Below are 14,549 nucleotides of genomic sequence, written 5' to 3' on the forward strand. Positions count from 1 at the left end.
GAAGCCTGCGGATGTTGCCGACTACGTTCGCTCTCGTCGTCCCTCACCGGGGCCACCGCCTCATCCAGGTGCACCCGCAGCCCGCGGACCTTGGACTGGATGTCCACGACGGAGCCGACCGGCGCGGCGCCGCGCTGGGTGAAGTCGAAGCGTGCCCGTTCGCCGCGGCCGCACAGCCACGCGGCGGCTACAACATCGACTTCCGCGAACCGGCCACGGGTTACTTCGTGTACTACTCGAACGGGAAGTGGGGCCGCACCAACGACGAGCGGCACCGCAGCTTCTTGGTCGACGCGAACCGCGACGCCTTCACCCGCTGATGGCGCACCGGCACTCAATGGGGGCGTGGCACCCGTCGGCGCGGCTGGCGGGCTGGACCAGTGTCCTCTGACAGTCGAGCTTGACCGTGTGCCAGGCGAGTTTGACCGTCTAGCTCAGAGCTTGGTGGTGAACCGGGACGGGAAAACTTGCTGCCGGATCCCCGGCGGTCCGCTATCCCTGGACCATGACCAGACTCACCGTTGACCAGAACGGCCTCGTCCCCCCGGGCCTGTGCCCGAACTGCCACCTCCACACCGGCTTCTATGTCAGAGACCGCGGCCTCAGCACCTACGTCTGGCCGCATGTCCAGACCGACCACCCGTCTGTCGAGCATCACCTCAAATACGGGATCCGCACCTGGCTGCGGCAGATCGTCGCCAACTGCGGGCACTGCCACAAGACCGTGGTCCTGCATCAGCTGATCCGCTTCCACGAAGACGGGAAGACCGGCGAGGCGCTCCGGGTGATCCAGGCCTGGCCGGAGCGGCACCCGCGCGAGCTACACACCTCCGCCCCGAACGCGGTGCGCGACCTGTTCGCGGAGGGCGCGCGGGCGGAGGTCGCCGAGGCATACCGGGCGGCGGGGGCGATGTATCGGGCTGCCGTCGAGGAACTCTGCAAGGACCTCGGCGCCGAGGGCAGCAACCTCGCCAACAAGATCAATGACCTGGTCAACCGGGGCGTCACCCGCGAGATCGTGGAGGACCTCCACGAGGCCCGCTTCCTCGGCAACTGGAGCCTGCACGACGGCCTGGAGTTCTCCGCCGAGGAGGTCGCCGACGTCGCCGACCTGATCGCCGAGGCCGTCCACATCCTCTACGTACAGCCCGAGGAGCGACGGGCGATGCGCGACGCCCGCAAGGCACGGCGCGATGCCTTCGCTGCTGGGACCCCGTAGCCGATCGGGCCCAGGGTGCGGGGAGAAAGGGAAATGATCATTATCCTTCCCTCTCCCGACGCCGTCTCGGAATGACGGGGCCAAATCCGGGGATTCCCGGCCCCAGCCGGTGAGCAAGCCGGACGGACGCTCACTCGCCTGCTCAGTCGTGAGGCAGCCGATGCCCGGACCGGAATGTGGTCGCGGAAGCTGGCTCGCGTGCCCGGTGGCCCGGGTCCCGGAATGACAGCCCTGACCCGGGCGTCGTAAGACGCGGAGGAACGCTGTGATCTTTTACGCTCTCCACACCGGTCGAGATCACTTGACAATCGGTCAAGATTGCATGTCAGAAGACACCAGGGCGTACAGAAGCATGGGCGTGGAAGCTCCGTCTTCCCTGCTCACGGATCGCCCATCTACCTGCGGAAATGAGGTGTGAGGCTCACGATCTCCGCGTCCTCGGGTAGGTCCAGGAGCTGCTTGCGCGGCCGCGGGAGCAACACGTTTGGGCCGCCGGGCAGCAGGCCCCTGTTGCGCAGGAACTGGGCGCGGCCACGGCACCAGGAGGAGCAGAACTCCCGGAGCCGGCGTCCGGACGTCGGGCAGGGCTGGGTGCACACCAGGCAGTGGCCCTGATCGGCGACGGGCGCCAGGCGCTGCAGGAGCTTCCGGACGCGGTCTTCCTCCTCCTGGTCGTACGGTTCGACGTCGGCGGTGCAGCCTTCGAGCAGCTCTGTGAACGCGGTGCGGAAGGCCAAGACGTCGCGGCGGCAGGCCCCGAGCAGCTCCAGGTACTCCTCTACCGGCCAGGTGGCCAGTGTGCCGGAGCGCGAGAGGTACAGGCCGACGGTGTCGACGCGGTACGGGTCGTCGGTGTCGAGCAGCAGGTAGCCGGTCAGCTGCCACGCTTCGGCCTGGCGGAGCGTGCGCGTGTTCCGGGTGCTCTTGAAGTCGAGCAGCAGCCCGTCGATGGCCAGGTCGGCGTCCGCGGCGATCCGGTCGGTGGGGAACGTGGGCGCGGGGGTGCAGTCCTCCGGCCGGGTGCGGGCCCGCAGGTCGTTCAAGGGGCCGTCGGCGGCCTTGTAGAGCTGGGCGACAACGTCGGCCACCATGTCGCGGTGCGGCAGCTGCAGCAGCCGCTCGAGGGTGAAGGCGCCGGGGTCCTCGCGGGCGGTGATGGCCAGCGGGGTGAAGGCGAACCCGATCGAGGTGCGGTAGTTGACCTGGTACCAGGCCGCCGCGATCAACATCCGGGCCAAGTCCTCCTCTTCGTCAAGGGCCCGGTCCATCGGCAGTTCGCGGTTGTCGAGCTGCAGACGCAGCGCCGTCTCCTTCAGCCGCTCAGCGAGTTCTTCGCCGACGTTCCGCATCTGCTGCCGTGCGTCGGAGTCGTAGGGGCTGATGAGCAGGATGCCGGCGCGGGCGACATGGTCGACGGGCTCGGCAGCGGTGAACGCCAGGCGCAGCCGGTAGTCGATTGCGGTGCTGACATTGCCGGCCTCCGTGCCGACACCCGGTCCCGGCATCAGGATGTGGCTGCTGTGGTCCCGAGCCGGAAGTTCTTACGCAGCGGGTGGGCGCCGGCCGACAGTTCACGGTCCAGGAACCGGCGCAGCGGGGTGCGCGGACAGTGGATCCCGGAAGTCAGGCTCATGAGGTCACCGCCTTGGGTAACGAGCGCCGCCAAGGCGCGGTTGAGTCGTGATGAACCGGGACGGTACGCAGCAGGACTGACAAACCGTCACCCGCAGGAGGTAGCCGGTAGTATCCGCAGATCAGCAGTTCACTCGATCGGGGGAACGGGGGGCTGAATACGACTGAGAGCGCAGCGGCGATACGCGTGGTCACGCTGCACCTCACAGCCGCACAGCGTCACAGGCCATGGCGTGTACCTGGAACAGAGGGTGAGCCTCACATCTGGCAGGCCAATCCCGCCCAAGCCCGCCAAGCATCAAGTCGCCACTACGACTTGGGTGTTGCCAGTCAGGTGAGCGGGACACCGCCGAGGAAGATGCGGCCGGCGGCGCCGTAGCGCAGGACGTTGTTGGGGTGAGAACGCGGCTGCAGGTCCCATACGTGACAATGAGGCAGGGGAGGACGACGGAGTTCGGGGGTGCCCGTGTTCGATAAGTGGCTGGACCAACAGCCGGTGGACCAGCCGGAAGGCAATCTGTCTTACGAAGCCCTCGTCCGGTCCGACCGCCTCGGTGACGAGGAACTGCTGGCACAGCTCGGCCACGATGTGGCCCGCAACTACCTCAACCCCGATGAACTCGCGCTCGTATTCGACGACCTCGGTGCCCCGGAGGTCGCCGACTACCTGCGAACCAACAAGTTCCCGGCCGACATCAAGGTCCGACACGGCGACTTCGGTGAGATCGTCACCGCTGGCCTGTACCGGCGGATGCGTCGCTGGTGCGTGCCAATCCTGAAACTGCGCTACAAGCAAACCCCGAACCAGGCCGTTCAGGGCACGGACGTGCTTGCGTTCCGGTTCCGCCAGACGCCGCCGGTGATCGCCGTACCCGAGGTAAAGACCCGCGCCTACCGCGATCGAAAGATGAGCCAGGAGGCGTACGACAGCCTGGAGAAGGTCCTCGTCCGCCTCGACGAGTCCCTCCACTTTGCTCTGGCCCGCTGCTCCGAGCGAGGCCACCAGTTCCTCGTCCGGCATCTCGCTGGCCTGCTGCGCAACCCCGGCCAGCGGGTCGTGGAACGCCACATGGTCTTCGTCCACGATGACCACACCTGGAAGGACGACATCGTCACCATGCTCGCCGGCCTGGTGACCCAGCCGACCGAGCTGACAGTCGTCAAGATCAACGGACTGAAGGACTTCGTGGCCCGCGTCTACCAGGCCGCCGAAACCGGCGCCGCCCCCCGCCGCACCGAGACCGGCAAGGACACCGCGGCATGAAGGACTACGACGGCGTCGTACGCCGACTTGGCGAGGAGGTCCTCGCCGACGGCGAAGCCGGCCCCGGTCTGCGCGCCCAGCTGCGCTCACAAGTCCTAGGCGACCAGATCAGCCTTGAGGGCGCGCCCATTGCCTACACCTACGACGTCGACGGCATGGAGCGAGGTCTGACGCTCGCCCGGCTTGGTCAGCTCACCCGCACGCCACGTGAACGCCGCGCGGATCCCGGCCCATTGACGGAGATCGCCGAGGCGTACGCGGACCTCGCGGAGCGGTACGACACTGCGCACCCTCGGCGCGTGGAACTGCTGGCGATCGCCGCGACGATGTGGAGCCTGGCCGGCTACCAGGCCAACGCCTCCACCCTCGCGGCAGCCTTCACCGATGAGGTCCGGCTCCTGTTCACCCGGGGCGAAGTCGAGGTGGTCCAGACGCCGGTGACGGCCGCGCCGTACCGGATCGCCGAACTGGCCGGCGCGGTGCTGCGCCGCGACCTCGACGAGGTCGCGCGCCTGGGACAGCAGAGCGCCGACGACCTTCCCGCCCTGGGTCGGCAACTTGTCGGGGAGAGCGCCGAAGGGCGAGCCGATGCGGCGGACGCCGCCGTACTCGCCGCTTACGGGCTCAGCGGGCGCGCCGCCCGCAATCTCGCCTTGTTGTGGCGCACCGGCAACCGCGCGGCCGGCCGCGCGGCCGTCACCGACCTGCGCAAGGCCGCCTCCGTCCTGCTGGACGCCTCGGTGGCCGACACCTGGACCCTGATCGATTCCCTCGCCCACGTCGCCGAGGACATCGTCGCTACCTCCCCCTGGCTGCTGCTGCGCCGCGCATCCACCTGGGGTCGCCTGTGGGAGCACTACCTCAAGGCCCTGATCGTCGCTGAACGGCCCGTCATCCAGGTGTGGCCCTCCCAACGAGCGGCCCTCGACGCCGGCCTGGTCGACGCCGCCGCACGCAGCATGGCGGTGACCATGCCCACCTCGGCGGGCAAGACCCACATCGCCGAATGGGCCATCCTCCACGCCCTCGCCCCCCGACCCGGCGACGAAAACCGCTGGTGGCTCATGCCCCGGCTCGCCGTCTACGTCGTCCCCAGCCGTGCTCTGGCCGCCCAGGTTGAACGGCACCTGACCGAGAGCCTCGACCTGCTCGGCCTGCGGGTCTCCTCCCTCTTCGGCGGCACCGAACACGTCCGCTACGAGACGCAGCTCCTGGACTTCACCGACGTCCTCGTCGTCACCAGCGAGAAGTTCGACCTGCTGCTGCGCAACATGCCCGAGCTGACCGCGCGCCTCGCCCTGGTCCTGGTCGACGAGGGCCACACCATCGACCGCTCCGAACGCGGGCTGCGCCTGGAGATGCTGCTGACCCGTGTCCGCCGCACCGCCCCCGCCGCGCGCCTGCTGTTGCTGTCCGCGGTCCTGCCCAACGGCGAGGACCTGGCCCGCTGGCTCGACCCGGGCGCGAAGGCAGCCAATCTTGCCGCCATCGACTGGTCGCCCTCCCGGCTGAGGATGGGAGTCTTCTCCTGGCGCGGCCGCGACGCCGACGGACAACAGGGCGCCATCGACTACGGCAACGGCGGCAACGGCGAGTTCTTCCTTCCGCGCGTCCTGACCCGGCACCGTAAACGGGTCAAGCTCTTCCCCGAGGCGCCCAAAGACGTCGCCGCAGCTCTGGCCCTGCACTTCGACCGGCTCGGCCCGGTCCTCATCGCCCAGCCCACCAAGATCAAGGCCCGCGCCGCCGCCAAGGCCCTGGGCGAAGCCCTGGACAAGGAGGGCGCACCGAAACTCGGCATGGCCGACGGCTCCTTCGACGCCGAGGTCGCACAGCGGCGCCTGGAAGCCTCCGCCGAGATCGGCCGACACCTCGGCACCGGCCACGAACTGGCCACCATGGTCCTCAGGGGCTACGCCTACCACCACGCCGAGGTCCCCCAGGCCGTCCGCCACTGCCTCGAGCGCGCCTACCGCACCGGCGCGCTGCGCGTCCTGTGCGCCACCAGCACCCTGTCGCAGGGGATGAACCTGCCCACCAAGACCGTCCTCGTCCCCGACACCTGGCGTGGCCAGAACGAGCGGGTCAGCGTCCGCGACTTCTGGAACACCGCCGGCCGGGCCGGCCGCGCCGGCCGGGAAACCGAGGGCCACGTCGTCCTGATCGCCAAAGACGCAAACGCCGCCCGGGAACTGCGCCGCCGCTACCTCGACCGCAACAAGATCGAACCGGTCGTCTCCACCCTCGGATGGCTCTACTACAAACTGGTCACCGCACGCCTTGGCCGGGCACCCCAGCAGGGCGAAGACCTCACCCTGCTCGACGTGCCCGACCCCACGGACGGACAACTGGCCGCATGGGCCGAGGGCCTGGACATCCAACTCCTGGCGCTGCTCGCCGAGGAGATCGTCGACACGCCCGACCAGCACCTCCTCGAGCAGGCCGCCCAGCTGCTTCTCGGCGACACCCTGGCCAGCCACCAACTCGGCGCACAGCAGTGGTCCCTGGCCCCCCTGGCACGCTTCTCCGCGCGCCGTGTCGCCGCCATCGCCCAGCGCCTGCCCGACCGCCCAGCGCGCGCCGCGATCGTCCGCTCCGGCCTGAGCGTCCAGGGCGGCCTCGATGCCCTCGCCGCCGTCGAGCAGATCCACACCGTGCTCGACGCCAACCCCGCCCTGTACGACGCCGACAACTGGCACCTCCTGCAACGCCTCGTCCTGACCTTCGCCATCAGCGTCCAGGAAGTCCAGCGCAGCATCCGCGAGAAGAAGGTTGCCGCCTCCGCCCTCGTCCCCTTGGCCACCGACTGGATCGCCGGCATCCCGGCAACAGACCTTCACCACACCCACCACGGGAACCTGCTCACCCGCGACATCACCGCGACGACCAGCGCAATCGACAGGATCATCGTCCAGGACCTCGCCTGGGTCGTCTCCGCGATCCTCCAGCTGCTCGAACTGCGGCGCGGCATCCCTGCCGAGGGCAGCCTGGCCGCCCTCCCAGCCATGATCAAATACGGAGTCGGCACCCCTGCGGCCTGCTACGCCTCCAGTATCGGCATCCACGACCGCGCCACCGCAACCGCCCTCGCCGCCCACTGCCCGTATCCGGAGCCCTCCTTCGGGCAGTTCCTCGACTGGCTCAGCCAGCTCACCGCCGACGAGATCACCACGCTCACCGATCCCGACACTGCCCGTCTCCTCATCCGCAGCACCGAGCGCCGCAGCCCCCGCACCGCCCAGGCCGCCATCCTCAGCGGCCACGGAACTTTCACCTGTCCCCTGCGCGGCGCTCGCCATGCCGGCACCACCGCGTACCTCGCTCAGCTGACCGCACGCACGCCCCTCGACCTCGTCCGCGACCACAGCAACCAGGCTGACCCCAACGCGATCCAGGTCCGGCACCAGGGCGTCTTCCTCGGATGGGTCGCCCGGGAGATTGCCCGCCCGCTCGCCCTCGCCCTCGACGACGACGCCGCGCCCCACGTCCACGCGCAGCTGACCACCGACGCCCGCCTGATCGCAGAGCAGATGGGCCCCGACCAGCTCCACGTCCACGACGTGCTCACCCTGACCATCACGCTCACCCCGCAGTGACCTCTCGCCCCAAACGGCGAAGCACTGCACGGAGTAGGCTCCGCCCGGGCGGGCGACCGGCCAAGAGGCGAGAGCGAGGAAATGCAGAGCACCAGGACGCGGGTGCCGTCGGTCTCGCAGACACGTCAGGGCTCTATCCAGGCTTCGTTACTGCACGTGCCGCCAGACGGTCGTGCCGCGCTCGCGGGCGAGCTCGGCCAGCGGGAGCTTTTCATCGTCCCGGGCCGCGAAGACCACGCACAGATCGTGCGGCTTGCCGGCCAGCCATTCATCCCGTCGGCGAAGGGCGTCCGGATCGGTGTTGTCCACCGTTGCCGCGTACGTCATGGTGTCGACGTGGTGGGGTGCCGACAGGTCAGCGGGTCGGACGGCCGCTGCCCATTCCTCGACCATCTGATCGGCTGCCGTCTCGTGGGCGTGCAGGAAGTACAGCGGGTGTTCAGGGCCGACTGACTGCGCCGTGTCGTGCCACACGTCCATGAGCACGTTCTCCAGGGCCTGCCGATCGGAGAACTCAGGCGACGTGGCAACCACCACCCACACCGTACGAAGGTGGCTTTTGCCCAGCCGGACGATGGATGTCTCCGGCAGGGCGACTCGCAGGCGGGCGAGGACAACGGGTGCGCGCCGGGCCAGTAGGTCACGTGCATGCGCTGACAGCGGCCGTGACAAACTCCCCATAGGCGGCCATTTACGGCCCCACTGATGGCCAACGGTTTCCCCGTGGACGGCCAGATATCTCCCCGCTCACAAGATCCAGATCCTGGTCGGCGAGAGTCGGGCGGGTGAAGAACAGCAGGGAGATCATGGAAATCCTTGAGGCCTACGACCTCACGGGCAGTTACCGCGCGGCGGCCGAGTTGGCCGGGTGCGACCACCACACGGTGGCCCGTTATGTGAAGATGCGCGCGGCCGGGCAGCACCCTCAGGCCCGTCGGCACCGGGACCGGGCGATCGACGCGTACCTGCCCAAGATCGAGGAGCTGGTGGTCCGCTCCAACGGCCGGGTCCGCGCCGATGTGGTGCACCGGCGGATCACCGCGATGGGCTTCACCGGTGGGGAACGCACCACCCGCCGCACGGTCGCCGAGGCCAAGGCCCAGTTCCGGGCCGGTCAGCGCAGGGTCTACCGGCCCTGGATCACCGAGCCGGGACTGTGGTTGCAATGGGACTGGGGCGAGGGCCCGCAGATCGGTGGCCGCCGTACCTCGCTGTGGTGCGCGTGGCTGGCCTGGTCCCGCTTCCGGGTCGTGATACCGGTCTGGGACAAGACGCTGCCGACAATCACCGCCTGCCTGGACACCACCCTGCGCAGGCTCGGCGGAGTGCCGGCCTATGCGCTGACCGACAACGAGAAGACGGTCACCACCGACCACATCGCCGGGATCGCGGTGCGCAACCCCGAGATTGTCGAGGTCGGCCGCCACTACGGCATGACGATACGCACCTGCCTGCCGGCGGACCCGGAGACCAAGGGCGGCTCGGAGGCGACCGTGCGCATCGCCAAGGCCGACCTGGTTCCCAAAGACGTCAACCTCCTTGAGGAATACCGCAGTTTCGCGGTCCTGGAGGCGGCCTGCCGGACCTTCTGCGAGGAGGTCAACGCCCGCCCGCACCGCGAGACCAGGCGTGTGATTCTGGCCATGGCGGCAGCCCCAGCGCTCGGCGAGTCGGGCGACGAGGAACAGGCCGCGTCCGCCCTCGTCGGTGTTGCGGGCGCGGCGCAGGCGGGGCTGGGTGCTGTTGGAGTCGGTGACTTCGCAGATCAGGACGTTGTGGCGGATCAGTCGCAGCTCCGCCGGTGGGTGACCGTAGCGGATCGCGTTGGTGACCAGCTCGCTGACGATGAGTTCGGTGGTGAAGAGTAGGTCGTCCAGCCCCCACAGGGTGAGTTGGCGGGTGGCCCATTCCCGGGCCTGGGAGACGGCTGCCGGATCGGCCGGGATCTGCCAGTGAGCGGTGTCCTCGGCTGGTACGGCGCGGGTGCGAGCCAGTAGCAGGGTCGCGTCGTCACGCGCTTCTTCGTCCACCAGGTCGGCGACGATTGCCCGGCCGGTCTCGTCCAGTGTGCGGTTCGAGCGGTTGGAGGTGGTGAGCGCATGGGTCAGCCGTCGGAGCCCTCCATCGGTGTCGTCGTCCGCCCTTCGATCGACCAGGCCGTCGGTGTAGAGGGCGAGAACGCTGCCTGGCTCGAGGTCGATCGTGGTGGTCTCGTACGGCATGCCGCTGACGGCGAGTGGTGGTCCGGGGACAATGTCGACTGTTTCGGCGGTCCCGTCGGGCCGGACCAGGACGGGTGGCGGGTGTCCGGCACTGGCCATGGCGCAGCGTCGGGTGACCGGGTCGTAGACCGCGTACAGGCAGGTGGCGCCGACGGTGTCGTGTTCGTCGGACGGTGCTTCGGCAGCAAGGCGCTGGACCAGGTCCGCGATACGGGTGAGCACCTCGTCCGGTTCCAGTTCGAGGTCTGCGAGTGTCTGGATGGCGGCGCGCAGGCGGCCCATGGTGGCGCTTGCGGGTATGCCGTGGCCGACCACGTCTCCGGCGACGAGGGCCAGCCGGAGGGAGGGCAGGGCGATGGCGTCGTACCAGTCGCCGTTGGTGCCCGCTCCCCCGCTTGCGGGCCGGTAGGTGCCGGCGGTCTCGGCTGCCGGTGTGTCGGTCATGGCCGGGGGAAGCAGGCTCTGCTGCAGGGCCATGGCCGCCCGGTGCTCGCGTGTGTAGCGGCGGGCGTTGTCGATGGCGAGTGCTCCCAGTGAGGCGATCTGCTGCATCAGGTCCGTCTCGTCCTCGGTGAAGGGTTCGGACAGGCCGGTGCGCCAGACCACGATCGCGCCGAGGGTGAGGCCGCGGGCGTACAGGGGGGCCGCCATCACCGCATGGGCGTCGTGCGGGATGAGGTGTTGGGCCAGGTGCGGGCCGCCGAGCAGGGCGGCGAAGTCGTCCCGGCTGCAGACGACTGCCTTGCCGTGCTGGAAGCTGCGCAGGAGGGGGTGGTCGGACAGCGGTGGGACGGGGTTGCCGCGCTCGATACCGGCCGGCCACGCCGCCCTGGCAGGCGCCAGGGCGGCGTTGCGCAGATGCAGATCTCCGCCGCCCAGCCGCTCGGCGGGCTCGTCACCGTCGAAGACGGACTGCGCGAGGTCGACTGCGGCGAGTTCGCCGAAGGCGGGTACGAGTACGTCCGCAAGGTCCTGCGCCGTGCGCACGACGTCCAGGGAGCCTCCCACCCGCTCGGCGACCTCGCGGGCGAGATCCAGCTGTCGGCGGGCGCGCAGCTCGGTGTCGTCGATGTACAGGGCTGCGACCCCGGTGGGACGTCCGCGCGCGTCCTCCAGGCGGAAGGCGGACAGTGACAGCGCGTGCCGCCGCGCCGGACCGTGCCGCAGGCTCACTTGCCGGCTCCTGTGGACCACCGGAACCCCCGTCTCGAGCACCTGGCGCAGTACCTCCTCGAGGTTCTCGGCGTCCTCGGCGCACAGCACGTCGCACAGCCGGGCGCCGGGCTGTACCGGACGGCCGTCGAGAGCGTCTGGCGTGGCATTCGTCTGCACGGTGGTGAGGTCCGTGTCGTGCAGAGCGATGGTGATCCGGTGCTGTGCGGACAGGGCCCGCAGGAGCGCCGCGCCGTGCTGATGGTCGGCGACGTGACGGGTGGCCGCCGCCAGCACGAGGAGCTCCGCCGAGGTGCCCAGCCTTGTGGTCCGGAAAGTGACGTCGACAGTGTGGCCGCACCGGTGCCACAGCCGTACCTGGCCGAACGCCGGCACGTGCGTGGCCCCGCCCAGGTCGTCCGGGAGGTCGGCCACCAGTTCCCGCACGGGGCGGCCGTGGACATCGTCGGCGGGGAACCCCGTCAGGTCCTCTGCTGTCCCGGTCCACCCCACCACCACGCCTCGATCGTCGAGCACCGCGGCTGCCAGGCCGTCCAAGGCGGACACCCTGCCGCCGGGACGGGCACCGGAGGCGCTCATCGCTGCTGAGGAGGCGCCGGCCGGGGCGGCGTTTTCACCGTTCACTGGGTGGTCCATGTCTCTGGTTTCCTGGTGAGAGCCTGCTGCTACGGGAGACCGGCATGCGCGGACGTTCGCTGTTGGCCGCCCTCCACGGCCGGCGCTCACCGGGCACCGGCCGTGGAGGGCAGGTCCTGTTCGGCCCAGACGACCTTGCCGTCCGTTGCGGAGCGGGAGCCCCACCGGCGCGAGAGCTGCGCAACCAGGTGGAGGCCGCGGCCGTGCTCGTCGAGCGTGTGGGGATGGCGGGGGCGTGGCTGGCCGGTGTTGCTGTCGGAGACTTCGCATGTCAGCACCCGGTGCTGGATGAGCCGTAGGCGGCTCGGGCCGTCGCCGTGGCGGATGGCATTGGTGACCAGCTCGCTGACGATCGACTCCACGGGCGTCACGAGTGGCTCCAGACCCCATTCCCTGAGCTGACGGGCGGCCAGGCGCCGGGCTGTCGCGACGGTGACCGGTTCGTTCGGCAGATCCCAGGAGGCGACCTGAGCGGGCTCGATCGCGCGGGTCCGGGCAAGGAGCAAGGTGACATCGTCGGCCGGTGTGTGACTGCGCGAGGTCTCCATCACTCGCGCGCACATGTCCTCCAGGGACGCGCCTGGCTGTGCCAGGGCGGCGCCCAGGCGGTCCAGGCCGACGTCGATGTCCTCGTCCCGGGACTCCACCAGCCCGTCGGAGTAGAGAGCGATCACACTTCCCTCGGGCAGTTCCAGTTCAGCGGACTGGAAGGGAACCAGGCCGAGACCAAGGCCGAGCGGGGCTCCGGCGGGCAGGTCGGGGACGGTGACCTGGCCCTGTTCGCCGACGATCAGGGGCGGCGGATGTCCAGCCCGCGCCATCGTGCACCGCCGGGTGACCGGGTCGTAGACGGCGTACAGACAGGTGGCGCCCACCACCGCGGGGGCCTGGCCGGAGTCATCGGAGTCCTCGTCGTTCAACCGTCGGACCGTGTCGTCGAGGTGTGCCAGCAGTTCGTCGGGAGGCAGGTCCAGGTCGGCCAAGGTGCGCACGGCGGTGCGCAGCCTGCCCATGGTCGCCGCGGCGTTGATGCCGTGCCCGACCACGTCGCCAACGACGAGGGCCACCCGGGCGCCGGACAGCTCGATCACGTCGAACCAGTCACCCCCCACGCCGTGGTCCATGTCGGCCGGCACATAGCGCGAGGCGACCTCGACGGCTGCACCGCCCTGCACCCGGTGGGGCAGCAGGTCGCGTTGCAGCGTGAGGGCGGCGGTGCGTTCACGGGCGTACTGGAGCGCGTTGTCCAGGCAGAGCGCCGCGCGGGTGACCAGCTCCTCGGCGAGGAGCAGGTCGTCCTCCTGGAACGGCGTCTGCTCCACGGAACGGCCGAACAGCGCCAGTCCCAGCACGCAGCGCCGCGCACGGATGGGTACCACCATCAAGGAGTGGACGCCGCTGTCACGCACCTTCTGAGCCCGCACCGGATCGTGATCGACCCAGGGACCTGAACGGGTGTCCAGCACCGGCTCCAGATAGGACCGGCCCGTGCGCACGGCGGCGGAGAACGGCGAGTCCGGGTGGGCGTGGACCACCTCTTCACGCACCCACGGCAGCTCCAGGACACCCAGGTCGACGGAGGCCACACCGGCGCGGCGCATCGACTGCGGACGGCCACTCGCTGTGGTGATCCGTGCCGACGGTTCGACGCCGAACGGAACGGACTCCACCAGATCGACGAGGGCGTGGTCGGCCAGCAGCGGCACGGCCAGCTCGGCCAGTTCCTGCCCGGTCCGCATCACGTCGAGGGTGCTGCCGATGTGCGTGCTGGCCTCACTGAGGATGGCGAGGCGCTCACGCGCACGCCTGTTCCCGGTCACGTCCACGGTCATGGAACACACGCCCAGGGGCGTGCCGTCCGCGCCCTGGAGGCAGAAGAACGAGGCCGAGAACGCATGCTCACGGCGCCGATCCGCAGGCGGCCACGCCCGGTACTCGTGCACCGTCGTGGTCCCGCTCTGCAGCACCTGCCGCATCACCACCTCGAGGGCTTCGGCCTCGATGGCGGGCAGCGAGTCCTTCAGGCCGCGCCCGAAGCGTCGGTGACGAGGCACGCCGTCGTGACGTTCCATGGCGTCATTCGCCCAGACACAGCGCAGCCGCGTGTCATAGACGACGATGCCGATCGGGGCTCGGGCAAGGAGGGATTCCCGCACCGGCCCTCCGGTCGCGCCCGAGGACAGGGACCCTATCTCGGTCACGGACACCAGCCACCGGTTGCCCGTGTCCTGCCCCCACAACAACGAGACCCGCAGCGTCACCCTGAGCGTGCGGCCGTCGCGGTGGCGGATCGCTGCCCTCGGGGGGCGGCAGCACGTGTACGGCGGACCGGCCCACCACCTCCCCGGCCGCATACCCCACAAGCTGCTGCGCTGCCTGTGTCCACCCCACCACCGTGCCCTCGGCGTCGACGACCGCTATCGCGGCGTCGGGCATCTCACGGGGGCACGCCGGCTCGGCGAGGGCGGTCTGGTCGGTATACGTCATCGCGGTTCATCCCATCGGTGCGGAGGTGAAGAGAGCGTCGGCACGAGGCGCGGCGGCTCTGTGTGCAGCGGTGGTGAACGGCGTTGTCCGGTTGAGCGGCACACGTGGGGCATGTGTCTGGATGCGACATTCTGCCCACTTCTGATGAAATGGTCAGATGTAATCCTTTCATCGTCAAGCCCGTCGTCGGTACTGATTGAACGATCAGGAGTGTGGGACGAAAATCTGCAAGCCCGGGATGATCGGGCTCAGCGCCTCGCCGCCGCGCCTTCGACTCAGGCTCTAGCTGCAGCGCAGGCAAGCCTGGGACGGCACGGACG

General features: G+C 69.6%; 9 protein-coding genes and 2 pseudogenes. 5 read left to right on the top strand and 6 right to left on the bottom strand.

Annotated features, from left to right (window positions below; translation table 11 throughout):
- The first annotated feature begins 14 nt into the window (after positions 1-14).
- Together ACZ3TS_RS26380 and ACZ3TS_RS26385 are read left to right on the top strand one after the other, a co-directional pair.
- Entirely contained in the window at positions 15-320 is a 306-nt protein-coding gene (locus ACZ3TS_RS26380; protein ID WP_467622434.1) for a hypothetical protein, read from the top strand.
- Positions 321-505: 185 nt separating this feature from the next.
- Entirely contained in the window at positions 506-1,219 is a 714-nt protein-coding gene (locus ACZ3TS_RS26385) for a DUF4145 domain-containing protein (protein ID WP_467622437.1), read from the top strand.
- A gap of 395 nt (positions 1,220-1,614) precedes the next feature.
- Here ACZ3TS_RS26385 and ACZ3TS_RS26390 read toward each other — a convergent pair whose 3' ends face one another.
- Together ACZ3TS_RS26390 and ACZ3TS_RS26395 are read right to left on the bottom strand one after the other, a co-directional pair.
- A complete protein-coding gene (locus tag ACZ3TS_RS26390) occupies positions 1,615-2,724 on the bottom strand; it encodes a hypothetical protein (protein ID WP_467622439.1) in 1,110 nt (369 codons plus the stop codon).
- Positions 2,724-2,852, bottom strand: a complete 129-nt coding sequence (locus ACZ3TS_RS26395) for a hypothetical protein (RefSeq protein ID WP_467622441.1) — start codon at positions 2,850-2,852, stop codon at positions 2,724-2,726. Before ACZ3TS_RS26395 ends, ACZ3TS_RS26390 begins: the two co-directional genes overlap by 1 nt.
- A 459-nt stretch (positions 2,853-3,311) precedes the next feature.
- On the opposite strand from ACZ3TS_RS26395, the gene ACZ3TS_RS26400 reads away from it, so the two are divergent.
- A complete protein-coding gene (locus tag ACZ3TS_RS26400) occupies positions 3,312-4,115 on the top strand; it encodes a Hachiman antiphage defense system protein HamA (protein ID WP_390858283.1) in 804 nt (267 codons plus the stop codon).
- Entirely contained in the window at positions 4,112-7,711 is a 3,600-nt protein-coding gene (locus ACZ3TS_RS26405) for a DEAD/DEAH box helicase (protein WP_467622444.1), read from the top strand. The genes ACZ3TS_RS26400 and ACZ3TS_RS26405 overlap by 4 nt, the downstream gene beginning before the upstream one ends.
- Positions 7,712-7,858: 147 nt before the next feature.
- On the opposite strand, the gene ACZ3TS_RS26410 is transcribed toward ACZ3TS_RS26405, so the two are convergent.
- The gene (locus ACZ3TS_RS26410; protein WP_467622447.1) at positions 7,859-8,245 is read right to left on the bottom strand and encodes a hypothetical protein; all 387 of its coding nucleotides are present in this window, start codon (positions 8,243-8,245) and stop codon (positions 7,859-7,861) included.
- A 251-nt stretch (positions 8,246-8,496) separates the two neighbouring features.
- Between ACZ3TS_RS26410 and istA the strand changes: the two are divergent.
- A pseudogene (gene istA, locus ACZ3TS_RS26415) lies at positions 8,497-9,342 on the top strand (IS21 family transposase); the annotation flags it as partial.
- A 75-nt stretch (positions 9,343-9,417) separates the two neighbouring features.
- On the opposite strand, the pseudogene ACZ3TS_RS26420 reads toward istA, so the two are convergent.
- From ACZ3TS_RS26420 to ACZ3TS_RS26430, 3 genes and pseudogenes are all read right to left on the bottom strand, one after another.
- Positions 9,418-11,742 (bottom strand): annotated as a pseudogene (locus ACZ3TS_RS26420) (SpoIIE family protein phosphatase); the annotation flags it as partial.
- Positions 11,743-11,828: 86 nt separating this feature from the next.
- Positions 11,829-13,949, bottom strand: coding sequence for a SpoIIE family protein phosphatase (locus tag ACZ3TS_RS26425; RefSeq protein ID WP_467622449.1), 2,121 nt, complete (start codon positions 13,947-13,949; stop codon positions 11,829-11,831).
- Positions 13,849-14,229, bottom strand: a complete 381-nt coding sequence (locus tag ACZ3TS_RS26430) for a PAS domain-containing protein (protein WP_467622452.1) — start codon at positions 14,227-14,229, stop codon at positions 13,849-13,851. The genes ACZ3TS_RS26425 and ACZ3TS_RS26430 overlap by 101 nt, the downstream gene beginning before the upstream one ends.
- Between the last annotated feature and the right edge of the window lie 320 nt (positions 14,230-14,549).

The sequence above is a fragment of the Streptomyces sp. NPDC022910 genome, from assembly GCF_055561075.1.